This is a genomic window from Streptomyces sp. NPDC007929 (assembly GCF_042959065.1).
Classification (GTDB): domain Bacteria; phylum Actinomycetota; class Actinomycetes; order Streptomycetales; family Streptomycetaceae; genus Streptomyces.
Genome location: NZ_JBIBKD010000001.1, coordinates 94,130 through 118,754 on the forward strand (window position 1 = coordinate 94,130; position 24,625 = coordinate 118,754).

Annotated in this window: 25 protein-coding genes; 8 read left to right on the forward strand and 17 right to left on the reverse strand. The window is 73.1% G+C overall.

The features are described 5' to 3' along the window. Nucleotides 1-20: 20 nt before the first annotated feature. Nucleotides 21-674 (reverse strand): NAD(P)-binding domain-containing protein, encoded by a 654-nt coding sequence (locus ACFZDE_RS00490; protein ID WP_391197401.1) that lies wholly within the window; start codon nt 672-674, stop codon nt 21-23. A gap of 109 nt (nt 675-783) precedes the next feature. Here ACFZDE_RS00490 and ACFZDE_RS00495 point away from each other — a divergent pair, with 109 nt between their 5' ends. Both ACFZDE_RS00495 and ACFZDE_RS00500 read left to right on the forward strand, forming a co-directional pair. After that, the gene (locus tag ACFZDE_RS00495; protein ID WP_390991982.1) at nt 784-1,668 is read left to right on the forward strand and encodes an RNA polymerase sigma-70 factor; all 885 of its coding nucleotides are present in this window, start codon (nt 784-786) and stop codon (nt 1,666-1,668) included. Between the two features lie 168 nt (nt 1,669-1,836). Then, nucleotides 1,837-2,592, forward strand: coding sequence for a GntR family transcriptional regulator (locus ACFZDE_RS00500; RefSeq protein WP_390991979.1), 756 nt, complete (start codon nt 1,837-1,839; stop codon nt 2,590-2,592). Between the two features lie 185 nt (nt 2,593-2,777). On the opposite strand, the gene ACFZDE_RS00505 is transcribed toward ACFZDE_RS00500, so the two are convergent. The 3 genes from ACFZDE_RS00505 to ACFZDE_RS00515 all read right to left on the reverse strand — a co-directional run bounded on the left by ACFZDE_RS00505 (nt 2,778) and on the right by ACFZDE_RS00515 (nt 5,862). Beyond that, entirely contained in the window at nt 2,778-3,926 is a 1,149-nt protein-coding gene (locus ACFZDE_RS00505) for an ROK family protein (RefSeq protein ID WP_390991976.1), read from the reverse strand. An 89-nt stretch (nt 3,927-4,015) separates the two neighbouring features. Next, on the reverse strand, nt 4,016-4,678 hold the full coding sequence (locus ACFZDE_RS00510; RefSeq protein WP_390991973.1) for a response regulator: 663 nt from the start codon (nt 4,676-4,678) through the stop codon (nt 4,016-4,018). Nucleotides 4,679-4,692: 14 nt separating this feature from the next. After that, entirely contained in the window at nt 4,693-5,862 is a 1,170-nt protein-coding gene (locus ACFZDE_RS00515) for a histidine kinase (protein WP_391196069.1), read from the reverse strand. Nucleotides 5,863-5,970: 108 nt separating this feature from the next. Here ACFZDE_RS00515 and ACFZDE_RS00520 point away from each other — a divergent pair, with 108 nt between their 5' ends. The 3 genes from ACFZDE_RS00520 to ACFZDE_RS00530 are packed head-to-tail and all read left to right on the forward strand — an operon-like array spanning nt 5,971 to nt 8,106. After that, a complete protein-coding gene (locus ACFZDE_RS00520; protein WP_391196071.1) occupies nt 5,971-6,891 on the forward strand; it encodes an ATP-binding cassette domain-containing protein in 921 nt (306 codons plus the stop codon). 2 nt (nt 6,892-6,893) lie between these two features. Continuing rightward, entirely contained in the window at nt 6,894-7,619 is a 726-nt protein-coding gene (locus ACFZDE_RS00525; protein ID WP_391196074.1) for an ABC transporter permease, read from the forward strand. Nucleotides 7,620-7,674: 55 nt separating this feature from the next. Beyond that, on the forward strand, nt 7,675-8,106 hold the full coding sequence (locus ACFZDE_RS00530) for a hypothetical protein (protein ID WP_391196076.1): 432 nt from the start codon (nt 7,675-7,677) through the stop codon (nt 8,104-8,106). 4 nt (nt 8,107-8,110) lie between these two features. On the opposite strand, the gene mug is transcribed toward ACFZDE_RS00530, so the two are convergent. The 8 genes from mug to ACFZDE_RS00570 form a co-directional block, all read right to left on the reverse strand. Continuing rightward, nucleotides 8,111-8,656, reverse strand: a complete 546-nt coding sequence (gene mug / locus ACFZDE_RS00535) for a G/U mismatch-specific DNA glycosylase (protein WP_390991959.1) — start codon at nt 8,654-8,656, stop codon at nt 8,111-8,113. 13 nt (nt 8,657-8,669) lie between these two features. Then, on the reverse strand, nt 8,670-10,112 hold the full coding sequence (gene purB / locus ACFZDE_RS00540) for an adenylosuccinate lyase (protein WP_391196079.1): 1,443 nt from the start codon (nt 10,110-10,112) through the stop codon (nt 8,670-8,672). A 91-nt stretch (nt 10,113-10,203) separates the two neighbouring features. Continuing rightward, nucleotides 10,204-10,983: an SGNH/GDSL hydrolase family protein gene (locus tag ACFZDE_RS00545; RefSeq protein WP_390991953.1), complete on the reverse strand. Its 780-nt coding sequence runs from the start codon at nt 10,981-10,983 to the stop codon at nt 10,204-10,206. Nucleotides 10,984-11,063: 80 nt separating this feature from the next. Then, nucleotides 11,064-12,077, reverse strand: coding sequence for a CNNM domain-containing protein (locus ACFZDE_RS00550; protein WP_391196081.1), 1,014 nt, complete (start codon nt 12,075-12,077; stop codon nt 11,064-11,066). Next, nucleotides 12,074-13,414, reverse strand: a complete 1,341-nt coding sequence (locus tag ACFZDE_RS00555) for a CNNM domain-containing protein (protein ID WP_391196083.1) — start codon at nt 13,412-13,414, stop codon at nt 12,074-12,076. The genes ACFZDE_RS00550 and ACFZDE_RS00555 overlap by 4 nt, the downstream gene beginning before the upstream one ends. Nucleotides 13,415-13,589: 175 nt before the next feature. After that, entirely contained in the window at nt 13,590-14,015 is a 426-nt protein-coding gene (locus tag ACFZDE_RS00560; RefSeq protein ID WP_391196085.1) for a GNAT family N-acetyltransferase, read from the reverse strand. Nucleotides 14,016-14,070: 55 nt separating this feature from the next. After that, nucleotides 14,071-16,638 carry an FtsX-like permease family protein gene (locus ACFZDE_RS00565; protein ID WP_391196086.1) on the reverse strand — a complete coding sequence of 856 codons (2,568 nt, stop codon included), beginning with the start codon at nt 16,636-16,638 and terminating at the stop codon, nt 14,071-14,073. Between the two features lie 4 nt (nt 16,639-16,642). Beyond that, the gene (locus tag ACFZDE_RS00570) at nt 16,643-17,458 is read right to left on the reverse strand and encodes an ATP-binding cassette domain-containing protein (protein ID WP_390991939.1); all 816 of its coding nucleotides are present in this window, start codon (nt 17,456-17,458) and stop codon (nt 16,643-16,645) included. A gap of 135 nt (nt 17,459-17,593) precedes the next feature. Between ACFZDE_RS00570 and ACFZDE_RS00575 the strand changes: the two genes are divergently transcribed. After that, the gene (locus ACFZDE_RS00575; RefSeq protein WP_020270799.1) at nt 17,594-17,833 is read left to right on the forward strand and encodes a hypothetical protein; all 240 of its coding nucleotides are present in this window, start codon (nt 17,594-17,596) and stop codon (nt 17,831-17,833) included. 4 nt (nt 17,834-17,837) lie between these two features. Then, nucleotides 17,838-18,212 (forward strand): fic family toxin-antitoxin system, toxin component, encoded by a 375-nt coding sequence (locus tag ACFZDE_RS00580; RefSeq protein ID WP_390992346.1) that lies wholly within the window; start codon nt 17,838-17,840, stop codon nt 18,210-18,212. Between the two features lie 12 nt (nt 18,213-18,224). Here ACFZDE_RS00580 and ACFZDE_RS00585 read toward each other — a convergent pair whose 3' ends face one another. From ACFZDE_RS00585 to bioB, 5 genes are all read right to left on the reverse strand, one after another. After that, nucleotides 18,225-18,899, reverse strand: coding sequence for a methyltransferase domain-containing protein (locus ACFZDE_RS00585; protein ID WP_390991935.1), 675 nt, complete (start codon nt 18,897-18,899; stop codon nt 18,225-18,227). Between the two features lie 162 nt (nt 18,900-19,061). After that, a complete protein-coding gene (bla, locus tag ACFZDE_RS00590) occupies nt 19,062-19,973 on the reverse strand; it encodes a class A beta-lactamase (protein WP_391196088.1) in 912 nt (303 codons plus the stop codon). Nucleotides 19,974-20,057: 84 nt separating this feature from the next. After that, nucleotides 20,058-20,783, reverse strand: a complete 726-nt coding sequence (bioD, locus tag ACFZDE_RS00595) for a dethiobiotin synthase (protein ID WP_391196091.1) — start codon at nt 20,781-20,783, stop codon at nt 20,058-20,060. A gap of 1 nt (nt 20,784) precedes the next feature. After that, nucleotides 20,785-22,137 carry an adenosylmethionine--8-amino-7-oxononanoate transaminase gene (locus ACFZDE_RS00600; protein ID WP_391196093.1) on the reverse strand — a complete coding sequence of 451 codons (1,353 nt, stop codon included), beginning with the start codon at nt 22,135-22,137 and terminating at the stop codon, nt 20,785-20,787. After that, nucleotides 22,130-23,305: a biotin synthase BioB gene (bioB, locus tag ACFZDE_RS00605; RefSeq protein ID WP_391196096.1), complete on the reverse strand. Its 1,176-nt coding sequence runs from the start codon at nt 23,303-23,305 to the stop codon at nt 22,130-22,132. Before bioB ends, ACFZDE_RS00600 begins: the two co-directional genes overlap by 8 nt. A 150-nt stretch (nt 23,306-23,455) precedes the next feature. On the opposite strand from bioB, the gene ACFZDE_RS00610 reads away from it, so the two are divergent. Continuing rightward, nucleotides 23,456-24,583: an aminotransferase class I/II-fold pyridoxal phosphate-dependent enzyme gene (locus ACFZDE_RS00610; RefSeq protein ID WP_391196099.1), complete on the forward strand. Its 1,128-nt coding sequence runs from the start codon at nt 23,456-23,458 to the stop codon at nt 24,581-24,583. The last annotated feature ends 42 nt before the right edge of the window (nt 24,584-24,625 follow it).

A 24,625-nucleotide genomic window follows, 5' to 3' on the forward strand; every position in this document is an offset into this window, starting at 1 on the left:
CCTTCACGGCGCCGGACCACTCAACGGGCCCGCCGCACCTCCAGGTTGAACTCCCCGTGCCCGAACTTACGGAACAGATCGACCCACAGGGGCAGCCACATCTCCACGGCGCGGGCCGCCTCGATGCCGCCCAGGTCGAGAACACGCTCAGCGGGCCAGCCGAACTCGCCGAGCAGCGCCGTCACCTGCTCCTTGGCGCCCGGGTCGTCCCCGCAGACGAAGACGTTGTGCTCGCCCGGCACCCCGGCCGGATCCACCATCACCCGGCAGTTGACCGTGTTGAGCGACTTCACCACGCGCGCGTGCGGAAACGCCCGCTGGATCTGCTCACCCACACTGTCCGAGCCGACCGGCGACAACCGCATCTCGCCCTCCTCGAAGGCCAGCGGATTCGACACGTCCACGAGGACCTTCCCGTCCACGTTCGCCGCCCCGGCCGCCTCGAGCGCGGCGAGCGCCACCCGCCCGCCGACCGCGTTCACCACGACCTCACCGAACTCCGCCGCCTCGGCGAACGTCCCCGCACCCGCCGTCGGCCCGGCCGCGGCGGCCCACTGCACGGCGGCCGTGTTGTCCCGGGTGCGCGAGCCGAGCCGCACCTCGTGGCCCAGCTCCACCAGCCGTCCGCCGAGCGTGCGCCCGACCTGCCCCGTGCCCAGCACCGCGTACCGCATCGCCACCTCCGCAGCCGTGCCGCCGCTCACCGGCGTCCTGTCGGCCATTCTGTCCGGGAAGGGACGGTTCCGCCTGGACAGCGCACCGTCGGTGGGCTGGGATGGAGCCGTGACCACCGAGACCGCGACCGACGTCTTCGAAGCCCACCGTCCCGTTCTGCTGGGCGTCGCCTACCGCATGCTGGGCCGCGTCGCCGACGCCGAGGACGTGGTCCAGGAGGCCTGGCTGCGCTGGTCCGGCGCACCCCGCGAGGACGTGCGCGAACCGCGCGGCTACCTCGTGCGGATCACCACCCGGCTCGCCATCGACCGCCTGCGCCAGATCAAGGCACGCGGCGAGACGTACGTCGGCCCCTGGCTGCCCGAGCCGTACGTCACCGACTTCGGTGACACCGTGCCCGACACCGCCGAGCGGGCCGTGCTCGCCGACTCCGTCTCCGTCGCCGTCCTCGTCGTGCTGGAGTCGCTGTCACCACTGGAGCGGGCCGTGTTCGTGCTGCGCGAGGCCTTCGCCTTCCCCTACGCCGACATCGCCGCCATGCTCGACCGCGGCGAACCGGCGGTGCGGCAGCTGGCCGGGCGGGCCCGCAAGCACGTCGAGGAGCGGCGCCCCCGCTACGAGGTCGACCCCGCCCGGCGCCGCGATGTCACCGAGCGGTTCCTCGCCGCGGCGGCCGACGGCGACCTCGACGGCCTGATGGCGCTGCTCGCCCCGGAGGTCCGGCTCATCGGTGACAGCGGCGGCAAGTCGCGGTCGCCGCTGCGGGTCCTGCGCAGCGCCGACAAGGTGGGCCGCTTCCTCGTCGGTGCCGCGCACAAGAGCCTCCCCGGCCTGTCCATGCGGTTCCTGGAGCTCAACGGCGGCCCGGCGGTGCTGATCCTGTCCGGCGACAAGCCCGACTCCGTGCTCCAACTCGACGTGGCCGACGGCCGCGTGCAGTCGGTCTACATCGTCCGCAACCCCGACAAGCTGCGGTCGCTGGCCGCCGCCTAGACACCCCGCCGGGACGCCCGACGAACCCCTGTTTCCATCCCGTGAACGTTCCCGGCCATTGGTCTTGACCAAGGATCAGGGCCGCCCTATGGTCGCAGAGAAGTGAAACAACCTTTAATAAACAAGGGCGCTAAAACGCCGCCGACCACGGCGATTGCGGAGGACAGGGTGGGGACCACGCAGCTGGAATCGGTGCAGGAACCGAAGTACTGGCATCTCAAGACGGTGCTCAGTGCGGCGCTCGACTCGGAGTTCGCGGTGGGGGAGATCCTGCCCAACGAGCGCGACCTCGCGGCCCGCTTCGGCGTCGCCCGCGCCACGCTGCGCCAGGCACTGGAGCAGCTCGAACTCGAAGGCAGGCTCCAGCGCCGCCGCGGGGTCGGTACGACCGTCGCGCCCCCCCGCATGGGCGTCTCCCTCGGCACCGGCCCGCACACCTGGCCGGGCGGTCCCGAAGACGCCTGGCAGCCCGCCGACTGCACCACGGCCGCGCCGCCGGCCGCCGTCGCCGACGCGTTGCAGACCGGCCGCGAGGAGTCCGTGCACATCGTGCGGCGTTCCCGCGTCTCGCACGGCCGTCCGGTCGCCGCGGAACTGCTCTACATCCCGCAGCCCTCGGTGCCCGAGCTGTCCGGCATCGACGCGCCGTCCGGAGCGGCACGCGCGCGTGCCGTGCTGCGGGAGCTCCAGCGGCTGGAGCTGGAGCGGCAGGAGAACGCGGTGGAGCTCGGCTCCGCGGGGGCCGAGGAGGCGAAGGAGCTGGACCGGCTGCCGGGGGCGCCGGTCCTTGTCGTCACCACCCGGTTCATCGCACTGGGGCGTACGGCCGCGCTGTCGGTCGCGACGTATCGCGCTGACACGTGCCGGTTGACCTTCGGTGACTCGGGGGGTGTGGAGATCCACGAAGGGCTTCGGGCGTCCTGAGCCTTGCGCCGTGGGGGTGGTGTGGGAGGGGGCTGCCGGTGCGGCTGCGGCTGCGGGTGCGTTGTGGCTGGTCGCGCAGTTCCCCGCGCCCCTGGGTCTCCCGGGATCCGGTCGGCCGTGAGGGGCTGCCCGTGTGGTGTGGTCGGCCGCGCAGGCCCCCGCGCTATTGGGGCTGTGCCTCGCGCCTAGAGGGGGCGTTGGTCCACCGCGAACAGTTGGTCCTCGACGTGGTCCAGGGCCAGGCGGAGGGCGCCGGTGGCCACTGCCGCGTCTCCCAGGGCGGAGAGGGTCACCGCCGGGGGGCGCAGGCAGTAGCGGGCGAGTTCCTCGCGCAGGGGGGCCAGGACGCCGTCCAGGCCCGCGGCCCAGCCACCGACGACGACCAGCTCGGGATCCAGGGCGAGGACCAGGGCCGCCACGTCGTGGACCAGGCGCTGGATGAACCGGTCCACGGCCGCACGGGCCCGCTGGTCGCCCTCACGGGCCTGCGCGAAGACCTCGGCGACGGCCTGCTCGTCGAGAGGGTGGAGCGGTTCGTCCGTGGTGGACAGGAGCATCTCGGGCGTCACCCCCCGGCCCAGCAGATGCAGCGCGCCGATCTCGCCGGCCGCCCCGCCGAAGCCCCGGTGCAGCCGGCCCCCGATCAGCGAACCGGCCCCCGGGCTGAGCCCCGCCAGCACGAACACCACGTCGTCCGACTCGGTGGCCGCGCCCTTCCAGTGCTCGGCGACGGCCGCGGCGTTGGCGTCGTTCTCCACCAGAACCGGGCACCTGAACGACCGGCCCAGCCGCTCGCCCAGCCGCAGCCCCGTCCACCCCGGCAGCGCCGTGCCCAGCCGGACCGTGCCGTCGGCCTCCACGATCCCGGGCGTCGCCACGCCCACGGCCCGCAGTGAGCCGCGTGCGACCCCGGCCCGCCGCAGCAGCTCGGCGACGGCCCCGCGCAGCCGCTCCAGCCGCTCGTCGGCCTCCGCCGTCTCGGGCACCTCCTTGGACTGGGCGCCGATCACCCGGCCGTCCAGGTCGGACAGCAGCGCGGCCACCCGGTGCGCCCCGATCTCCAGCCCGAGCAGATGCCCGGCCTCCGCCCGGAACCGGAACCGCCGCGCCGGACGCCCCTGCCGCCGGGCAGCGCCCTCCTCGGCGGCCTTCTCGACGACCAGCCCGGCCTCGATGAGCCCTTCGACGACGCCCTCCACCGTCGGCCGGGACAGCCCCGTCACCCGGGTGATCTCGGTCAGCGTCGCGCAGTCCGTGGCGCGCAGCGCGTGCAGCACCACCGCGGAGTTGATCCTTCGCAGCAGCGAGGGATCCCCGCCGGTCAGCCGCCCCACCGTCCGTCCTCCCAGGTCGTGCGCGTGTTGGCCGGATCGTACTTCGGCAGGGCGCGCCCCGGCGAGGGGCGGGCACCCGACCTCGGTGATCAGCCCGGCGCCACGAAGCCCGACTCGTAGGCCGCGATCACCGCCTGGGTGCGGTCCCGCGCCCCCAGCTTCGCCAGCACCGAGCTGACATGCGACTTCACCGTCTCGGTCCCGACGATCAGCCCGGCGGCGATCTCCGCGTTCGACAGGCCCCGCGCCATCAGCCGCAGCACCTCGGCCTCACGCTCGGTCAGCTGGGCCCGCTCCAGCACGTCCCGCGCCGCACGGTTCCCGCCGGTGTCGCCGTACTCGGCGGCCAGCTGCCGCACCGAGGCGGGGAACAGCAGCGACTCGCCCTCCGCGATCAGCCGCACCGCGTGCACGATCTCGGCGGGCCGGGCCCGCTTCAGCAGGAACCCGTCGGCGCCCGCCCGCAACGCCTCATACACGTACTCGTCGTTCTCGAAGGTCGTCACCACCAGGATCCGCGGCGGAGCGTCGACGGTCCGCAGCAGCGCCCGGGTGGCCTCGATGCCGTCCAGCAGCGGCATCCGTACGTCCATGGCGACCACGTCCGGCCGCAGCCGCCGTACCAGCGGGATGACCGCCGCCCCGTCCGCTGCCTCCCCGACGACCTCGATGTCGGGCTGCGCCTCCAGGACGGCCCGCAGACCCGCGCGCACGAGGGGTTCGTCGTCGACGAGGAGAACGGTGACCGGCATCGGACCAGCGTAGATCAACCCAGCGGCAGCTCGACATGGACCTGCCAGTCGCCGTCGACGGGTCCGGTGCTGGCCCGGCCGCCGAGCAGCGCCGCCCGCTCCCGTATCCCGCGCAGACCGCTGCCACGCCCGCAGCCGGTGCCCCCGGCGGGCAGCGGGTTGCGCAGGGCGAGGACGAGGGTGCCGTCGGCGACCCGCACCCGGACGCGCACCGGAACCGCACCCGCGTGCCGCAGCACGTTGGTCAGCGACTCCTGGAGGATGCGGTAGCCCTCCCGGGACACCGGCCCGGGCACCGTCCCCACCGGGCCGGTCACCTCGGCGTCGACCTTCGCCCCGGAGGCCCGGGCGGAGTCCAGCAGCCGGTCGGCGTCCGCGAGGGTCGGTCTGCCGCTCACCGGCTTCGCGGACTCGCGCAGCACACCCAGCACCCGCTCCAGGTCCTCCAGCGCGGCCCGGCCGGTCTCCTCGATGGCACCCAGGGCCCGGTCGGTGAAGGCGGGGTCGCCCGCCGCCCGGGCGGCCCCCGCCTGCACGACGGCCACCGTGAGCGCGTGCCCGATGGAGTCGTGCAACTCGCGGGCGATCCGCGTGCGTTCCAGGAGCTGTTCGGTGCGCTCCTCCAGGGCGGCGAGCCGCTCGGCTGGGGACGGGCCGAGCAGGCGCAGGGCGATCGCCGTGATGAGGTGCCCCGAACCGACCACGACCGCGGCCGCCAGGGCCAGCGGAAGGGGCGCGAGCAGGGCGTGCCACCCGTGGTGGCCCGTGACGACGAGCCAGGCACCGCCGGCGCGCTCACCGCTGAGCGCCGTCGACACCAGATCCACCGTGAGCAGGAGGAGCTGGACGGCGAGATGCGACGCCAGGGCGCCGAGGACCAGCCGCGTCTGGAGCCACACCACCAGCCGCCCCCGGTCGCCCCAGGTGGCCGAGGGCGCGACGACGATCTCCGCGCCCTGGCCGCCGTCCTGATGGCCGGTCAGCAGCAGCCTGGCCTGCAACCCCTCCACGACGCGCATGGCGGGGACCAGGCCCGCGAGTGCGAGCAGCACGGTCGCCGTGCCCACGGTCCACCATGCCTCGTCGATGAAGAGCCACAGGGCGGGCCACACGATGGCCATGGAGAGATGCAGCCACCGCGTGTACGTCACCGCCCGGGTGAAGGGGCGCAGCATGCGGACCATGACCTCATCGTGGCAGGCGCCACTGACAGTGAGCCTCCCCCACACGGGGGAGAGGATCTCCACCGCCGGGGGAGGCCGGCACCCCGGGCGCGAGACCAGGCTGCTGCCATGACCAGCATCGAAGTCCAGGACCTCACCAAGGAGTACGGCGGCGCACGAGCCGTGGACGGCGTCACCTTCCGGGTGCTGCCCGGCCGCGTCACCGGCTTCCTCGGCCCGAACGGCGCCGGGAAGTCCACCACCATGCGGCTGGTGCTCGGCCTCGACCGGCCGACCGCCGGTTCCGCCACGATCGGCGGCCGGCCCTACGCGACGCTCCACGAACCCCTGCGTCACGTCGGAGCCCTGCTCGACGCGCAGGCCGCGCACGGCTCCCGCACCGCCCGTGACCACCTCCGCGTCCTGGCGGCGAGCAACCGCGTTCCGCACCGGCGGGTCGACGAAGTGCTGGAGGAGACGGGTCTGGCGTCGGTGGCCCGGCGCCGGGTGCGGACGTACTCCCTGGGCATGCGCCAGCGGCTCGGCATCGCCGCCGCCCTGCTGGGCGACCCCGAGGTGATCATGCTGGACGAGCCGTCCAACGGACTCGATCCCGAAGGCATCGTGTGGATCAGGCGGTTGCTGCGCCGCCTCGCGCGGGAGGGCCGCACGGTCCTGGTCTCCAGCCATCTGATGAACGAGACCGCGTCCTTCGCCGACCACCTCGTCGTCCTCGGCCGGGGCCGGCTCCTCGCCGACACCCCCATGCGGGACTTCATCCACGCGCGCGTGCAGCCCCGCGTGCGCGTACGCACGACCGACCCCGCGGCCCTCACGTCGGCCCTCGCCCGGCACGGCCACGAAGCTCAGGAGCACGCGGACGGGCACTGGACCGTGCGGGACGCACGCGTGGACGACATCGGCCGCATCGCCTCGGCCGCGGGTGTGCCCGTCCTGGAACTGGCCGCCGAGGAGGGCACGTTGGAGCAGGCCTACTTCGACCTCACCGGCGGCGAGACCGAGTTCACCGCACCGCACCAGGAGGCCTGACCATGGACATCACGCCCGTACTGCGCTCCGAGTGGCTGAAGATCCGCACCCTGCGCTCGCTGCCGGGGGCGCTGCTGGCGCTGTTCGCGGCGACCACGGCGTTCTCCGCGCTCGCCGGAGTCTCCGATGCCTCGGACCCCGGTTTCGATCCGCTGTTCACCTCCCTGTCCGGCGTCCTCCCGGGCCAGATCGCGGCCCTCTCGTTCGGGGCCATGGCCGTGTCGTCGGAGTTCCACCAGGGTGCGCTGCGGCTCTCGCTGGCCGCGGTGCCGCGGCGCGGCCGGTGGTTCGCGGCCAAGGCGGCCGTCATCGCCGTACCGGCGCTCCTCACGGGGCTGGTGACCGCCCTCGCCGCCCTCCTGGCGGGCCGGGCGGGGCTCGGCCCGGCGGCCGACGCGCTCAGCACCGGCGAGCAGCTGCGCGGTGTCGTGGGCTGCGGGGTGTACCTGATGCTGATGGCCCTGTTCGCCGCGGGTGTCGCGGCCCTGCTGCGCAGCGGCGTGGCCACCCTCTCCCTGCTGGTGCCGTTCATCCTCGTGGTGTCCTTCGTGATCGGCGACGCCACCGGTACCGTCGCCGACTTCCTGCCCGACAAGGCCGGGCAGCTGGTTCTGAGGCAGACGTACGACGGGACGCTCGGGCCGTGGTCGGGGCTCGCGGTGACAGCGCTGTGGACGGTCGCCGCACTGCTGGCGGGAGCCTGGAGCGTGCGCCGCAGGGACGCCTGAGGGCGAGCCGGTTGATGCCCCGCCAAGTGTCAGTGGCGGCGGGTTTACTGGAGTCATGAACATCGCACAGCACATCGCCCTCATCGACGAGCTGTGCTACCGCCCCTTTCCGGCGGAGCACGGCCCGTCGGACGTCGGCGTCTCGGGACCCGGTCACCACGTGGCGGTGTTAGCGGCGGCGCCCGACGACGACCCGGCGACCAGGGGGGTGACGATCGACCAGTTCGAGAAGGATCGCGACGCCGTCTACGAACTGCTCGCCTCCCGCTGGGGCGACACCGCTCCGTACAACCTGCGGACCGTGCTGCTGCGCACCGAGCGGGAGGAGATACCCGGGCCGTGGGCGGAGTTGAGCGCCCGGGCGGGCGTCGCCCACCTGTGGGAGGTGGAGGGCACGGGCCGCTGGGTCGCCGTGGCGGTCGCGGACCGGGACCCCTCCCGGGAGGTCCAGCTGCTGGCCCTGGTCACGGAGACGGACCCGCCGTAGCGGATCAGCCGGCGGCGGCCTCCCGCAGCCGCCCGAACTCCTCCGCCATCGTCTCGACCGTCCAGTGCGCGTTCAGCCCGCTCGGGTTGGGCAGCACCCACACGCGCGTGTCGCCGATCGTCCGCGACTGCGGCCCCACCCGCGCCTTGCGGTCGTCGAACGCGGCGCGATACGCGGTCACCCCGACCACCGCCAGCCAGCGCGGCCGCAGTTCCTCCACCTTCGCCGCGAGCAGCCGCCCGCCTTCCCGGTACTCCTCGGCGCTCAGCTCGTCGGCCCGCGCGGAGGCCCGCGCCACGACATTGGTGATGCCGAGCCCGTACGACAGCAATTCCCGCTGCTCGGACGGCTTCAGCAGCCGCGGCGTGAAACCGGACCGGTGCAGCACCGGCCAGAAGCGGTTGCCCGGGCGGGCGAAGTGATGGCCCGTCGCGGCCGTCATCAGCCCGGGGTTGATGCCGCAGAACAGGACGCGCAGCCCCTCCGCGACCACGTCGGGCACGACGCGGTCGCGGGCGGCCTGAAGCTCCTCGGGCGTGAAACGCGCCATCAGGTCAGGCGCGTCAGAGGATCGCGCCGGGCGTGTAGCCCGCGGCCTGGGGGTGCTGCTTGACGATTTCCTCGACCTGGGCGACGACGGCGGCGACCTGGTCGCCCGCGGCACCGGTGAAGGACAGCTTGTCGGACATCAGCGCGTCCAGCTGCTCCCGGTCCAGGGGGATACGCGCGTCGGCGGCCAGCTTGTCGAGCAGCTCGTTGCGCTCGGCGCCCTGCTCGCGCATGGCGAGCGCGGAGGCGACGGCGTTCTCCTTGATCGCCTCGTGCGCGAGCTCCCGGCCGACACCGGCGCGCACCGCGCCCATCAGCACCTTGGTGGTCGCGAGGAACGGCAGGTAGCGGTCCAGCTCGCGGGCGACGACCGCCGGGAACGCCCCGAACTCGTCGAGCACCGTCAGGAACGTCTCCAGCAGGCCGTCCAGCGCGAAGAACGCGTCCGGCAGCGCGACCCGGCGCACCACCGAGCAGGACACGTCGCCCTCGTTCCACTGGTCGCCGGCCAGCTCGCCGGTCATCGAGGCGTAGCCGCGCAGGATCACCATCAGGCCGTTGACACGCTCGCAGGAGCGGGTGTTCATCTTGTGCGGCATCGCCGAGGAACCGACCTGGCCGGGCTTGAAGCCCTCGGTGACCAGCTCGTGCCCGGCCATCAGCCGGATCGTCTTGGCCAGCGACGACGGAGCCGCGGCCAGCTGCACCAGCGCGGTGACGACCTCGTAGTCCAGCGAGCGCGGGTAGACCTGGCCGACCGAGGTGAACGCCTGCGAGAAGCCCAGGTGCGTGGCGATCCGCTGCTCCAGGTCCGCGAGCTTTGCGGCGTCCCCGCCGAGCAGGTCCAGCATGTCCTGCGCGGTGCCGACCGGGCCCTTGATGCCGCGCAGCGGATAGCGGCCCAGCAGCTCCTCGACCCGGCCGTACGCGACGAGCAGTTCGTCGGTGGCGGTGGCGAAGCGCTTGCCGAGGGTGGTGGCCTGGGCGGCGACGTTGTGCGAGCGGCCGGCCATGACCAGCTCGCCGTACTCGCCGGACAGCTTGCCGAGCCGGGCCAGGACGGCGACCGTGCGGTCGCGCACCAGCTCCAGGGAGAGGCGGATCTGGAGCTGCTCGACGTTCTCGGTGAGGTCGCGGGAGGTCATGCCCTTGTGCACGTGCTCGTGCCCGGCGAGGTCGTTGAACTCCTCGATCCGCGCCTTCACGTCGTGCCGGGTGACCTTCTCGCGCTCGGCGATCGAGGCCAGGTCGACGGTGTCGAGGACCCGCTCGTAGTCGGCGAGCGCCGCGTCCGGCACCTCGATCCCGAGGTCCTTCTGGGCCCGCAGCACGGCGAGCCAGAGCTGCCGCTCCAGCTTCACCTTCTGCTCGGGCGACCAGAGCGTGGCGAGCTCGGCGGAGGCGTAGCGTCCGGCGAGGACGTTGGGGATGCGGGGCTTGGCGGGAGCGGAAGTCACGTGCACGGATTCTACTGGCGATTCGTGCAGGCCAGCGCCGCGGGTGTCCTTGTCGGAACCTACAAGAGCGGCGCAACCCTCTCCACCGGGGTCACGCCGGGCCCTCGTACGGCAGCAGCTCGGGCCGCTTCGGGGGCAGTCCGTCACCTGAGGAGCGGCCCGTCAGGCGGCGGCCTATCCACGGCAGCAGGTGCTGCCGGGCGAACCGCGCGTCCGCCACGCGCCGCATGACCCAGCCGGGCGGCAGCGTCGCCGGCATCGGCGTGTGCCACTCGGCGTCCTCGGGGTCGTGGCCCAGCGTCTGCCACACGGCCTCGGCGACGCGGCGGTGGCCCTCGGCCGTCAGGTGCAGCCGGTCCACGTCCCACATCCGCGGGTCGCTCAGGGACGGCGCGCCGTACAGGTCGACGACGATCGCGCCGTGCCGGGCGGCCAGCTCGTCGACGCAGGCGAACAGCTCCTCCATGCGGGGCCGGAACCGCTCCAGGACGGGGCCCTGCCGGCCCGGGCTGCGCATCAGCACGAGCCGGCGGCAGGCGGGGGCCAGCTTCTCCACGGCCTCCTCCAGGAGTCCGCGGACCCGGCCCATGTCGCACTTGGGCCGCAGCGTGTCGTTGAGCCCGCCGACCAGGGTGATCACATCGGCGCCCATGGCCGCGGCGACGTCGACCTGCTCGTCCACGATCTGCTGGATCAGCTTGCCGCGCACGGCCAGGTTGGCGTACCGGAATCCGGGCGTCCGGGCAGCCATCCGCGCGGCGAGCAGGTCGGCCCAGCCCCGGTAGGTGCCGTCGGGCATCAGGTCCGACATGCCCTCGGTGAAGGAGTCGCCGACGGCGACCAGGCTGCTGTAGGTGGGGTTCGTCTGCATGGCGACGGAAATAGTACTCCGTGCACATACCCAGCAGTCGGTCCCCCTGCCGCCCCACACCGCCCCCCTGGCCCGCACCCTCACGCCCGCTGCCCGAACAGCTCCCTGAGCACGTCCTCCATCGTCACCAGACCGGCCAGGCGGCCGTCCGAGCCGAGGACGGCCGCCAGGTGGGTGCGGCTGCCGCGCATGGCCGTGAGGACGTCGTCCAAGGGCGTGTGCTCGCGTACGCGGGCGATGGGGCGCATGTCGCGCAGGCGGAACGGTGTGGCGCGGCCGGTGGCCTCCAGGGCGTCCTTCACATGGAGGTAGCCCACGATCCGCCGCCCCTCGTCCACCACCGGGAAACGGGAGAACCCGGACTCCGCCGACAGCCGCTCCAGCTCCTCCGGCGTGATGCCGACGCTCGCGTACACCACGTCCTCCAGCGGCATCACCACGTCCCGCACCGGACGGCGGCCCAGCTCCAGTGCGTCGCGCAGCCGCTCCTGGGCCCGGTCGTCGATCAGGCCGGCCTCGCTGGAGTCCTTCACGATCTGCGCTATCTCGGCGTCCGAGTAGGAGGCGGAGACCTCCTCCCGGGCCTCGACCCGCAACAGCCTCAGCAGGGCGTTGGCGAACGCGTTCACCGTGAAGATCACCGGCCGCAGCGCCCGGGACAGCGCCACCAGGGGCGGACCGAGCGCCAGCGCGCTGCGTACCGGCTCGGCGAGCGCGATGTTCTTCGGCACCATCTCGCCGAGCAGCATGTGCAGATAGGTCGCGGCGGACAGCGCGATCACGAAGGACACCGCGTGCCCCGCGCCCTCGGGCACGCCCACCGCGTGGAACACCGGCTCCAGCAGGTGCGCGATCGCCGGCTCGGCCACCACGCCCAGCACCAGCGTGCACAGCGTGATGCCGAGCTGCGCGGCGGCCATCAGCGCGGACACGTGCTCCAGGCCCCACAGCACACTCTTCGCACGCCGGTCGCCCTGGTCGGCGTACGGCTCGATCTGGCTTCGGCGCACCGAGATCAGCGCGAACTCGGCGCCGACGAAGAAGGCGTTGACGACCAGCGTCGCCAGTCCGATCAGCAGCTGGACGGCGGTCACAGCTCCACCCCCTTCTCGTCGAGCTCGTGGTCGTCGAGGGGGGCGCGCAGCCGGACGCGGGCGGCCCTGCGCCCCGTCGCGTCCAGGACCTCAAGGTGCCAGCCGGCGAGCTCCAGGGTGTCCCCGACCGCCGGTATCCGGCCGAGCACCGTGGCCACCAGCCCGGCGAGCGTCTCGTAGGGCCCCTCGGGGGCGCGCAGCCCGACGCGTTCCAGGTGGTCCACGCGGGCGGAGCCGTCGGCCGAGTACAGCGCGTGCCCGGACTCGTCCGTACCGGCCGGGGCCAGGTCCGGGGTCTCGTGCGGGTCGTGCTCGTCACGGACCTCGCCGACGACCTCCTCGACGATGTCCTCCAGCGTGGCCACGCCCGCCGTGCCGCCGTACTCGTCGATCACGACGGCCATCGTGCGCTTGCCGGAGAGCCGGTCCAGGAGCCGGTCCACGGTGAGCGTCTCCGGGACCAGCAGCGGCTCGCGCATCAGCTCGGAGACGTAGATCCGGGTGCGGCGCTCGGCGGGCACCGCCAGCACGTCCTTGACGTGGGCCGTGCCGACGACCGAGTCCAGGGTGCCGCGGTAGACGGGGAAGCGGGACAGGCCGGTCGCCCGGGTCACGTTCGCGACGTCCTCCAGGGTCGCCTGCACCTCCAGCGCCACGACCTGCACCCGGGGCGTCATCACGTTCTCCGCGGTCAGGTCGGCGAGGTTCAGGGTCCGCACGAACAACTCGGCGGTGTCGGCCTCCAGGACGCCCTCCTTCGCGGAGTGCCGGGCCAGGGCCGCAAGCTCCTGCGGCCCGCGCGCCGAGGCGAGCTCCTCCGCGGGCTCCACACCGATGCGTCGCACCACCCGGTTCGCCGTGTTGTTGAGGTGCGTGATGAAGGGCCGGAACGCGGCGCTGAACCAGCGCTGCGCGTTGCCCACGGTCTTGGCGACGGTCAGCGGCGAGGAGATCGCCCAGTTCTTCGGCACCAGCTCGCCGACGACCATCAGGAACACCGTCGAGGCGGCCGTCCCGAGCACCAGGGCGACGCTGTGCGACGCCGCGGCCGACACGCCGAGGTCCTCCAGCGGCCCGGCGATCATCGCGGCGATCGACGGCTCGGCGAGCATGCCGACCACCAGGTTCGTGACGGTGATGCCGAGCTGCGCGCCGGAGAGCTGGAACGTCAGATTCCGTACGGCCTTCAGTGCGCCCTGCGCACCCCGCTCGCCGCGCTCCGCGGCCTGCTCCAGCTCGGCGCGCTCGACCGTGGTGAGGGAGAACTCGGCGGCCACGAAGGCACCGCAGGCGAGCGAGAGCAGGATCGCCGCCAGCAGCAGGAGCACTTCGGTCATCGGGTCACCCCCGTTCCATGGTTCTCCAGGACGGGGTGGAACGCGCGGTGTCGCGCGCGGGGAGGCTCGCCCATGGGCGGACGCTCACAACCTTTCATGCAGGACCGAGTGGCCATTCAAGAGTAAAGGATGGGCAAAGTCCGCTCCCCGGGCGCGCACACCTCCGTGCCCGCGCCTACTCGGTGAGGGGCTTCACCCACCGTCGCCACTGATCCTCTGCCCCGTAACCGGCCGCACCCCACGCCCGGTGCGCGATCTCGTTGCGGGTGAGCACCATCGCGTCCGCGCGGCGCCCGCCGAGCCGTACGAAGCGCTCCTCCGCGGCGGCGAGCAGCGCGGACGCGATGCCCTGGCGGCGGTGGTCCGGGTGCACGGCGAGCCGGTACAGATGGCAACGCCAGCCGTCGAACCCGGCGATCACCGTGCCCACCAGCTCCCCGCCGCGTTCCACGAGGATCAGCGCCTCGGGGTCCCGCGCGACCAGCCGCTCCACGCCCCCGCGGTCGTCGCTGATGCTCGTGCCCTCGGCGGCCACCTTCCAGAAGGCCAGCACGCTGTCGAGGTCCTCGGGCGTCGCGGCCCGGATCTGCAAGTCGGTCATCCCAAGATCACATCACCCGCACCGGCCCGCGTCAGTGTGTTTCACCATGCGGACGTCACTCGTGCGCGATGGCCGCCAGGACGTTCATCCGGGAGGCGCGCAACGCCGGCAGCAGCGCCGCCACCACCCCGACGACCGCCGAGCCGGCCACGACCAGCACGATGGTGACCCAAGGGATCGCCAGCGCCGTCATGCCCTGGAGAGCCAGCACCCGCTGCATACACACCCCCCACACCAGCCCCAGCACCAGACCCAGGACCGCGCCGAACACCGCGATCACCACCGACTCCAGCCGGATCATCCGCCGCAGCTGCCGCCGGGCCAGCCCGATCGCCCGCAACAGCCCGATCTCCCGGGTGCGTTCGATCACCGACAGCGCCAGGGTGTTGACCACGCCCAGCACCGCGATGATGATCGCCAGCCCGAGCAGCGCGTACACGAGGTACAGCAGGACGGCGATCTGGTCGTGGACCAGCCGCTTGTAGTCGGCCAGGTCCCGCACCTGCACCTGCGGGTACGGCTCCAGCGTCTCCTCCAGGTTCGCGCGCAGCTCGTCGTCGCCCGTGCCGGTGGCGGCGTTGACGTACAGCGCGGAGTCCCGTCCGCCCGGCGCGTACCGCTCCAGGGTGCCCAGCCCGAAGAACAGCCCGCCCTGGGTGCCGAATCCCTCCGCGGCGTCCTGGTCGGTGAGCGCGCCGACCGTCAGCTCGGCCGAGCGCCCGCCCGGGAACTCCACCGGCAGGGTGCTGCCCACCCGTACGCCGTGGTCGCGGGCGAAGTCCCGGTCCATGGCGAGCCGCCCGGGCCCGAGCGCGGACGCGGAGTCCCCTTGCGCGTAGGTGATGTTGGCGACCTCGTCGAGCCGCGGATCGTAGCCCGCGGCGGTGGTCTCCACACGGTCGCCGTCCGGGAGCCGTACCGCGACCGGGGTGAACCGCCCCCGCACGACCAGCCCCACCCCGTCGGTGTCGCGCACCTTGGCGGTGACCTCCTGCGGGAACGGCTGGAAGTTGCCGTCCTGGATCACGAAGTCGGCGCCGAGGGTCTTGTCGATCTGCCGGTCGAACGACGCGGTCATCGACTCGCTCGCCACCGACATCCCGCCCACCAGGGCGATCCCCACCATCAGGGCCGCCGCCGTAGCCCCGGTACGCCGGGGATTGCGCAGGGCGTTGCGCCGGCTCATCAGCCCGATCGTCCCGAACAGCGCGGGGAAGGCCGCGCCCAGCACCCGGATCACCGGACGCACCAGCAGGGGCCCGGCGATCACGGTCGCGATCAGGGTGAGCACCACGCCGAGGCCCAGCAGGGACGCCGCCGACGAGGTCTGCCGCGACACCGCGCAGCCCGCGAGCGCCGCCGCCCCGGCCGCTCCGACGATCCCGCCCGCCACCGCGCGCACCCGCAGCGGCCGCCCCACCCCGGCGACCTCGGCGTCCGAGAGCGCGGCCATCGGCGAGACGCCCGCGGCCCGCCGCGCCGGGAGGAACGCGGCGACGAAGGTGACGCCGAGCCCGACGACGTACGCCGCCACCGGGGTCACCCAGCCGATCTCCATCTCGCCGGCGTCGATGTTCATGCCGAGCAGGCCCATCAGCCCGATCAGCCCGGCCGCGAGTCCGATGCCCGCGGCCAGTCCCAGTGTGGAGCCGACCAGGCCGAGCAGCAGGGCCTCGGTGAGCACCGAGCCGCGGACCTGGCGCCGGTCGGCGCCGAGCGCGCGCAGCAGCCCCAGTTCGCGGGTGCGCTGGGCGATGAGCATGGAGAAGGTGTTGACGATCAGGAACACGCCGACCAGCACCGCCACACCCGCGAAGCCGAGCATCACGTACTTGATGACGTCGAGGAACCCGCCCAGTTGCTGGACGTCGGACTCGGCCTGTTCACCGGCCGTTCTGACGTCGTAGGTGTGCGGGCCGAGTGCGGCGGCCACGCGCCGCTTGAGCTGCTCGTCAGCGACGCCCGGAGCCGCGTCGACCGAGATGGCGGTCGCCGCCCCCGGTTGGCCCAGCAGCTTCGTCTGCGCCGTGGGCGGGTCGAAGTAGAGCAGCGCGGAACCCGGGTTGGTGGTCGTGAAGGTGACGATGCCGACGACCCGCACCGGGAACGACCCGGGGGGCGCGATGACGGTGAGGGGGTCGCCGATGCGCACGTTCTTGCGGTCGGCGGTCTCGGAGTCGAGCAGGACCTGGGCGGGACCGCGCGGGGCGTGACCCGAGGTCAGCTCGACCGGGCTGCGCTCGTCGGGGTTCCAGGCGTAGCCGAGCGTGGGTGCCCCGGTGGTCGGGCCCACCGGCCGGTTCTCCTCGTCGACGACCGTGAGTCCGTTCACCTTGACGTCGGCGCGGGCCGCCGCGACCCCGTCGACCCGCCGGATCCGCTCGGCGAGCGCGGCCGGCAGGGTCTCCGTCCGGCCGGACGGCACCGCCTCGTCGAGATCCTCCTTCGGGCTGACCGTGACATCGGCCGCGGTGGAGGCGAACAGCCGGTCGAAGGTGTGGCTGACGGTGTCCGAGAAGATCAGACTTCCCGTGACGAACGCGACGGACAGCAGGACGGCGAGCGCGGAGAGCAGCAGCCGGCCCTTGTGCGCCAGGAAGCTCCGCAGGGTCGCCTTGAGCACGGGCTCAGTTCTCCTCGGACGACGCGGGGGCGTCCTCGAACCGGGTGCGGATCACGTCGAACCGCTTCATCCGCTCCAGCACCGCCTCCGCCGTGGGGCGCCGCATCTCGTCGACGATCCGGCCGTCCCCCAGGAAGAGCACCAGGTCCGAGTGGGCGGCGGCCCCCGGGTCGTGGGTGACCATGACGACGGTCTGCCCCAGCTGGTCGACCGCCTCGCGCAGGAAGCCGAGCACCTCCAGGCCGGCCCGCGAGTCGAGGTTGCCGGTCGGCTCGTCCGCGAAGATCAGCTCCGGCCGGGAGGCCAGCGCCCGCGCGCAGGCCACGCGCTGCTGCTGCCCGCCGGACAGCTGCGAGGGCCGGTGCCGGAGCCGGTCTCGCAGGCCCAGGGTGTCGATCACCCGGTCCAGCCACTCCCCGTCCGGTTTCCGGCCCGCGATGTCCATCGGCAGGGTGATGTTCTCCAGCGCGTTCAGGGTCGGGATGAGGTTGAACGACTGGAACATGAACCCGACCCGGTCCCGGCGCAGCCGGGTCAGCTCGCGCTCCCGCAGCCCCGTGATCTCCGTGTCGCCGAGCCACACCTGACCGGCCGAGACGGTGTCGAGCCCCGCCAGACAGTGCATCAGGGTGGACTTCCCGGAGCCCGAGGGGCCCATCACGGCGGTGAACCGGCCCCGGACGACGTCCACGTCCACCGAGTCGAGTGCCAGCACGGCCGTCTCGCCCGAGCCGTACGCCTTGGTGAGACCGCGGGCCCGGGCCGCGATACCGTCGGCCGGCGCGAGGCCGGGAGCGTGCTCCGCAGCAGGTGTGGACAAGGCCGCCTCCTCTGGATGGACGTCAGGACCTCCTGGCCCTGCCCGAGCGTAATGTGACCCGGCCCACACTCGGTATCCTCCGCGGGTCGGACACCGCCCTTGCCGGTGCTAGCACTCGCGCGCTAGCTTCGAGGTATGGCGAAGACCCAGCTGAACGTGCGCGTCGACGAGGGCACCGCCCGCGCCGCCCGTGAACGCGCCCTGGCCCGCGGCATGAGCGTCAACCGCTACATCGAGGAACTGGTCCGGCAGGACACCGGCGAGGTCGGGCACACCTTCGTGGAGGCCGCCGCCGACTTCATGAAGCAGTACGAGTCCGTCTTCGCCGAGGAGTTCGGCGCAGACCGTGAGGGCACGCGCGAAGGTCGCCACTGAACCGTTGAACAACCTCGACATCGACCTCGCCTGGCTGCTGATGCTCGCCGAGCACCACACCCCCGGGGACCCCCAGGTCACCGACTGGGGCGCCCTAGTCGCCGCCGTCGCCCGCCACCAGGCCGCCATATTCGACGTCCCTGTCTACGACAGCCCGCACGCACGCGCCGCGGCCCTGCTCCAGCTCCTGCTCCACGTGCCCGCCCTGGAGCGCTCCAACGCCCTGTTCGCCTCCGCCGTCGCCTACGCCTACCTCGTCGCCAGCGGCGTCAAGGTCGTCACCTCGCCCGAGCAGGTCCGCGACCTCGCCCGCCTGGTCAAGACCGGCGACGCGTCCGTACGGGACATCGAGCGGGAGCTGCGCCAGTGGAGCCTGTGACCACCGGCCGGACTACCCGCTGAGCGGACGCCACGCCGTGCCCAGCACGCAGTACGAGCTGGGCAGCCGCGGCCCCTCCTCGGGCATCAGCACCTGCCGGTAGGGGCCGAGTTCGAACCCGGCGTCCCGCAGGGCCCGCACCGGCTCCCGCGCCACATGGCAGCCCCCGCTCAGCACCGGCCACACCGTCCGGTCCAGGGCGTGTTGGGTGAAGGTCATCGCACGGCCGCCGCCCCGGCCGTGCTCGAAGAACCGCACCTCGCCGCCCGGCCGCAGCACCCGCCGCAGCTCCGCGAGCGCCCGGGGCACGTCCCGCACACTGCACAGCACCAGCGACACCACGGCCGCGTCGAAGCCCTCGCTCTTGACCGGCAGCGCCTCGGCGACACCCGGCACCACGTCCACCGGCACCTCGGCGCGCAGCGCGGCCTCCACGGCCAGATGCCGCAACCGCCGCTCCGGTTCGATCGCCACGACCTCCGCGACGCTGCCCGGGTAGTGCGCGAAGTTCAGCCCGTTGCCCGCGCCGATCTCGATCACCCGCCCGGACAGCCCGTCGAGCAGTCTCCCGCGGATCCGGCCCATGCCCATCCGGGTCTCGGCCTTCACACTGATCCGGGCGTAGCAGCGGGCGAACAGCGGATGGTGCACGGCGTCCCGTGGCACCTTGCCGGAGCGGAGCGGCATGGGGACCTCCCAGACGAGGCTGGCCTTGCGCCTTAGGGCGATTGTCCCCCGGACGGGCCGGTCGCACCCCTGCCCGCGACCGAAGGAGTGCCCGGCCCCGCACCGGGTCATCAGCTCATCAGCCAGGGGTCCCACGGTGACCTGCGGTGGACGGCGGCAAGGCTAGGCGAGTTCCGCCGCCAGCAGGGCGGCAGCGGCGGCCACCAGCGGGTTGTCGGCCGGGGCGTCCTCCTCCGGCTGCGTGGTCAGCACCGACATCACGATCGGCGGACCGTCCGGCGGCCAGGTGATGCCGACATCGTTGTTGCCGCCGTAGCGTCCGCCGCCGGTCTTGTCGGCGATCAGCCAGTCGGCGGGCAGGGCCTTGCGGAACTTCTCGGTGCTGGTGGTGTTGCGCAGCAGCCAGTCCGTGAGCCGCGCCCGGTCCCGGGGCTCCAGCGCGGCGCCGAGCACGAGTCGGGCGTAGGTCCGGCCGATGGCACGCGGGGTCGTCGTGTCGGTGACACGCCACGGCTCCGCGGAGTTGAGCTCGGGCTCCCAGCGGTCCAGCCGGGTGACGCGGTCACCGGTCGAGCGGGCGAAGCGCGTGATCGCGGTCGGCCCGCCCAGCTCCCTCAGCAGCAGGTTGCCCGCGGTGTTGTCGCTGAAGCGGATGGTCGCGTCGCACAGTTCGCCGACGGTCATGCCGGTCGCGACGTGGTCCTCGGTGATGGGGGAGTAGCCCGACTCGGTGACGTACCCCTGGGTGTAGTGCACGCGCCGGGCCAGGAACTCGCCGTCGCGGTCGAGATCGCGCAGGACGGCCGCGGCGGCGAGCGTCTTGAACACCGAGGCCATCGGGAAGCGTTCGTCGGCCCGGTACGCCACCGTCCGGCCGGTGCGCAGGTTGCGGCCGTACACGCCGAGCCGGGCGGTGTGCTCCTGCTCCAGGTCCCGCAGCCGCGCGGTGATGCCGCCGGTGCCGGGTAAGGCACGGGCCGTGCCGGCGCTGCCCAGTGAGAGAGCGGCGGCCGTGCCCAGGGCGAGGGCCGTACGGCGGGACGGGCGTGATCCGTTCGAGTGCTTCGAGTACAAGGTGGTCCCTTCGGAGGTGATCACATACGTACTTCACCACGCAACCACACCCGCCCCGGTTTCACCGCGCGCCCGCCCCGCCCCTCAGAACGCCTCCGGCGCCTCCCGGATCCGGAACGCCTCCGCCTCCCACGAGCCGTCCAACCGGGGCGCCAGCCAGCTCGGCGCGGCCGCCCGGAAGGCGGTGCGGGACAGGGCGCCCGAACCGGCCGGAACCGAGCCCAGCAGGGGGGCTTCGGCCACCTCCGGCAGATCCGCGAGATTGCAGCGCGCGGCGAGGCCGGGGGCCGCGGGCCAGCTGCCGATCACGATCCCGGCCAGGTCAAGACCCCGCGCCCGCAGCTCACGGGCCGTCAGCTCCGTGGAGTTCAGGGTGCCCAGGCCCGCCGGGGTCACGACCAGCACCGGAGCCGACAGCAGCCGGGCCGCGTCCGCGAGGGTGCCGCCGTCCGCGTCGAACCGGACGAGCAGTCCACCGGCCCCCTCGACCAGCACCAGATCGTGCTCGGTGGCCAGCTTGGCGGCGGCGTCCGCGACCTCGTGCGGACGGACCGGGTCCCGTCCGGCCCGGCGCGCCGCCGTGGCCGGCGCCAACGGCTCCGGATACCGGGCGAGTTCGGCCGTGGTCACCGGACCCGCGAGCCGTGCCACCTCGGCGGCGTCCCCGGGCTCGTGCGGCCCGACGCCCGTCTGCGCGGCCTTCAGCACGGCCACGGAACGTCCGGCGGCCAGCGCCGTCGCCGCCACGGCGGCGGTCACGACCGTCTTCCCGACCTCCGTGCCCGTACCCGTGATCACCAGTACCGGCATGTCACCCCTCCCGCGCCGCCGCGCACACGGCCCGCGCGATCCGGGCCAGATCCTCCTCGCCCGTCACATACGGCGGCATGGTGTAGATCAGATCGCGGAACGGCCGCAGCCAGACGCCCTCGCGTACGGCCGCCGCCGTCGCCGTCGCCATGTCCACGGCGTGGTCCAGCTGCACCACGCCGATGGCGCCGAGCACCCGTACGTCCGTCACGCCCGGCAGGTCGAGGGCCGCCGCGAGCCCGTCCCGCAGCCCCGCCTCGATCCGCTTCACCTCGGCGAGCCAGTCCTGACCGAGCAGCAGCTCGATCGAGGCGCAGGCCACCGCCGCCGCCAGCGGATTGCCCATGAACGTCGGGCCGTGCGCGAGCACCGGAACCTCGCCCCGCGAGATGCCGTCCGCCACCCGCGCGGTGCACAGCGTCGCCGCCATCGTCATATAGCCGCCGGTCAGCGCCTTGCCCACGCACATCACGTCCGGCGTGACGGCCGCGTGCTCCGCCGCGAACATCGCACCCGTACGGCCGAACCCGGTCGCGATCTCGTCGAACACCAGCAGCACGTCGTGCGCGTCGCACGCCTCGCGCAGCACCCGCAGATACGCGGGGGAGTGGAACCGCATCCCGCCCGCGCCCTGCACCACCGGCTCGACGATGACCGCGGCCAGTTCATCGGCGTGCCGCTCGATCAGCGACCGCAGTTGCTCGGCGTACGTCTCGTCGTACTCCGCCGGGGGCGGGCCGGCGAACACCTGACGCTGCAGCACGCCGGTCCACAGGTCGTGCATCCCGCCCCGCGGGTCGCACACCGACATGGGCTGCCAGGTGTCGCCGTGGTAGCCACCGCGCCAGGTCAGCAGCCGCTGCTTGCCGGGACGGCCCAGCGAACGCCAGTACTGGAGGCACATCTTGACCGCGACCTCGACCGACACCGAACCGGAGTCGGCCAGGAAGACATGCTCCAGACCCTCGGGTGACATGTCGACAAGGAGCTTCGCCAGGCGTACCGCGGGCTCGTGCGTGAGCCCGCCGAACATCACATGGCTCATCCGCCCGAGCTGCTCGCGCGCGGCCTCGTTGAGCACCGGGTGGTTGTAGCCGTGGATCGCCGACCACCAGGACGACATCCCGTCGACCAGCTCCACCGGACCGCCCGGACCGCCGGAACCGTCCGCGGCTCCCGAGCCGCCCGGCCCGCCCGAGCCGCCCAGCACGCCCGAGCCGTCGGCGAGCCGCAGCCGCACCCCGCTCGCCGACTCCACGACGAGCGGTTCCTGCCTCCCAGGCATCGGACCGTACGGATGCCACACATGCCGCCGGTCCAGCTCCAGCAGCTCGGGCACCGACAGCTCAGGCATTGGGCGCGAGGTCCGTCCCGGCGCCCCGGCGGCGGACGGCGACCAGGTCGGTACGCGCGTCGGCGGCCGTACGGGACTCGGAGCCCTCCGGGGTGGCGTCGGAGCCACAGGCGCCGCCACCCCCCGAACCGCAGACTCCGCCACCGTCGTGGCACCCCCCGGCGGCCCGGTGCTCCGGCAGCGTCACCTGGCCGGTGCCCTCCACCTCAAAGCCCGCGTCCGCGATCATCTCCAGATCGGCCTTGCCGGCCTGGCCCTCACTGGTGAGGTAGTCGCCGAGGAAGATCGAGTTGGCCAGGTGCAGCGCGAGCGGCTGCATCGTGCGCAGATGGACCTCGCGCCCGCCCGCGATCCGCACCTCGACGTCCGGGCAGACGAACCGCGTCATCGCCAGGATCCTGAGGCACCGCTGCGGGGTGAGGTTCCACTCCTTGCCGAGCGGAGTGCCCTCGAACGGGATGAGGAAGTTGACCGGAACCGAGTCCGGGTCCAGCTCACGCAGCGAGAAGACGACGTCCACCAGGTCCTCGTCCGTCTCGCCCATGCCGGCGATCAGCCCGGAGCAGGCGGACAGACCGGCCGCGTGCGCCTTCTGCACGGTGTCGACCCGGTCCTCGTAGGTGTGCGTCGTGGTGATCTCCCCGTACGTCGCCTCGGACGTGTTGAGGTTGTGGTTGTAGGCGTCGGCGCCGGCCTCGCGCAGCCGCTCCGCCTGACCGTCGGAGAGCAGCCCCAGACAGGCGCACACCTCGACGCCCTCGTTGTTGTCCTTGATCGCCTTGATCGTCTCGGAGACCCGGTCCACGTCCCGGTCGGTCGGGCCGCGCCCGCTCGCCACCAGACACACCCGCTTGGCCCCTCCGGCCACACCGGCGGCCGCCGCGTCGGAGGCCTGATCGGGCTTGAGCCAGGTGTACTTCAGGATCCCGGCCGTCGAGCCGAGCCGCTGCGAACAGTACGAGCAGTCCTCGGGGCACAGGCCGGACTTGAGGTTGACGAGATAGTTCAGTTTCACCCGTCGGCCGAACCAGTGCCGTCGCACCTTTCCGGCCGCGGCCACCACATCGAGCAGGTCGTCGTCGGACGTCGCGAGGACGGCCAGAGCCTCGTCGCGGGTCGGCAGCTCGCGCCGAAGCCCCTTGTCCACCAGCGTGTTCAGCAGGTCCATGGAAGCCGATCCTGTCCTAAGGAGGTGCCCGGGGCAAAGGAGACTTCGTACAACAGAGTCGCTTCGAGGTGTGGGTATTGCCACACAGTGACCTGCTGGTGGTCCCGCTAGTGTCTGTGCACTGCCTACAAATTCCCCGGAGGACCACCCATGGCGTTCGGCTGGATCGACGAGCAGGCGGAGCTGCGCGCCCGCGCCGGACTCGTACGGACTCTGCGCCCCCGTCCGGCCGAATCGCCGCTGTTGGACCTGGCGAGCAACGACTACCTCGGGCTGGCCCGCCACCCCGAGGTCACCGAGGGCGCGGCCCGGGCCGCGCGGACCTGGGGCGGCGGCGCCACCGGCTCCCGGCTCGTCACCGGAACGACCGAACTGCACGGCGAACTCGAACGGGAACTGGCCGATTTCTGCGGTTTCGAGGCGGCTCTGGTCTTCTCCTCCGGCTACGCCGCCAACCTCGCGGCGGTCACCGCGCTGGCCCCGCACGGCTCCCTGATCGTCTCCGACGCGGGCAACCACGCCTCGCTCATCGACGGCTGCCGACTCGCCCGCGGTACCACCCAGGTCGTGGCGCACGCCGAGCCGGACGCCGCGCGCAAAGCGCTGGCCGGCCACGAGGGCACCGCCATCGCGGTGTCCGACACGGTCTTCTCGGTCGACGGCGACGCGGCCCCCCTCGCCGGCCTGGCCGAGGCCTGCCGGGAGCACGGCGCGGGGCTGGTCGTCGACGACGCCCACGGGCTGGGCGTGCTCGGCGACGGCGGTCGCGGCGCCCCGCAGGCGGTGGGGCTCGCGGGCGCGGACGACGTCGTCGCGACGGTCACGCTGTCCAAGTCGCTCGGCAGCCAGGGTGGAGCCGTCCTCGGCCCGGCCCGGGTGGTCGAGCACCTGGTCAACGCGGCCCGGACGTTCATCTTCGACACCGGACTTGCCCCCGCGGCGGCGGGTGCGGCCCTCGCGGCCCTGCGGTTGCTGCGCCGCGAGCCGGAGCGGGCGGCACGGGCCCGGGCGGTGGCGGGCGAACTGCACGCACGCCTGACCGCCGCGGGTCTGGAAGCGGTGCGTCCGGACGCCGCGGTGGTCTCGGTGCGGGCGCCCTCTCCCGAGGACGCCGTGCGCTGGGCGGCGCGGTGCCGCGCGGCGGGCCTGGCCGTGGGGTGCTTCCGGCCCCCTTCCGTGCCGGACGGCATCTCACGGCTCAGGCTGACCGCACGCGCGGACCTGACCGCTCAGCAGATCGAACGCGCTGTACGGCTGATCGGCGAGACGCGGCCATGAGTCGGCGTGACACGGCCGTGCGTCGCACGATGACGGACTGAT

Coding starts and splice junctions, on each gene's coding strand:
- ACFZDE_RS00490 (WP_391197401.1), bottom strand. CDS start 674: ATGCGGTACGCGGTGCTGGGCACGGGGCAGGTCGGGCGCACGCTCGGC.
- ACFZDE_RS00510 (WP_390991973.1), bottom strand. CDS start 4,678: ATGCCGGTCACCGTTCTCCTCGTCGACGACGAACCCCTCGTGCGCGCG.
- ACFZDE_RS00515 (WP_391196069.1), bottom strand. CDS start 5,862: ATGGTCCGCATGCTGCGCCCCTTCACCCGGGCGGTGACGTACACGCGG.
- ACFZDE_RS00520 (WP_391196071.1), top strand. CDS start 5,971: ATGACCAGCATCGAAGTCCAGGACCTCACCAAGGAGTACGGCGGCGCA.
- ACFZDE_RS00525 (WP_391196074.1), top strand. CDS start 6,894: ATGGACATCACGCCCGTACTGCGCTCCGAGTGGCTGAAGATCCGCACC.
- ACFZDE_RS00530 (WP_391196076.1), top strand. CDS start 7,675: ATGAACATCGCACAGCACATCGCCCTCATCGACGAGCTGTGCTACCGC.
- mug (WP_390991959.1), bottom strand. CDS start 8,656: ATGGCGCGTTTCACGCCCGAGGAGCTTCAGGCCGCCCGCGACCGCGTC.
- ACFZDE_RS00545 (WP_390991953.1), bottom strand. CDS start 10,983: ATGCAGACGAACCCCACCTACAGCAGCCTGGTCGCCGTCGGCGACTCC.
- ACFZDE_RS00555 (WP_391196083.1), bottom strand. CDS start 13,414: ATGACCGAAGTGCTCCTGCTGCTGGCGGCGATCCTGCTCTCGCTCGCC.
- ACFZDE_RS00560 (WP_391196085.1), bottom strand. CDS start 14,015: ATGACCGACTTGCAGATCCGGGCCGCGACGCCCGAGGACCTCGACAGC.
- ACFZDE_RS00575 (WP_020270799.1), top strand. CDS start 17,594: ATGGCGAAGACCCAGCTGAACGTGCGCGTCGACGAGGGCACCGCCCGC.
- ACFZDE_RS00585 (WP_390991935.1), bottom strand. CDS start 18,899: ATGCCGCTCCGCTCCGGCAAGGTGCCACGGGACGCCGTGCACCATCCG.
- bioD (WP_391196091.1), bottom strand. CDS start 20,783: ATGCCGGTACTGGTGATCACGGGTACGGGCACGGAGGTCGGGAAGACG.
- ACFZDE_RS00600 (WP_391196093.1), bottom strand. CDS start 22,137: ATGCCTGAGCTGTCGGTGCCCGAGCTGCTGGAGCTGGACCGGCGGCAT.
- bioB (WP_391196096.1), bottom strand. CDS start 23,305: ATGGACCTGCTGAACACGCTGGTGGACAAGGGGCTTCGGCGCGAGCTG.
- ACFZDE_RS00610 (WP_391196099.1), top strand. CDS start 23,456: ATGGCGTTCGGCTGGATCGACGAGCAGGCGGAGCTGCGCGCCCGCGCC.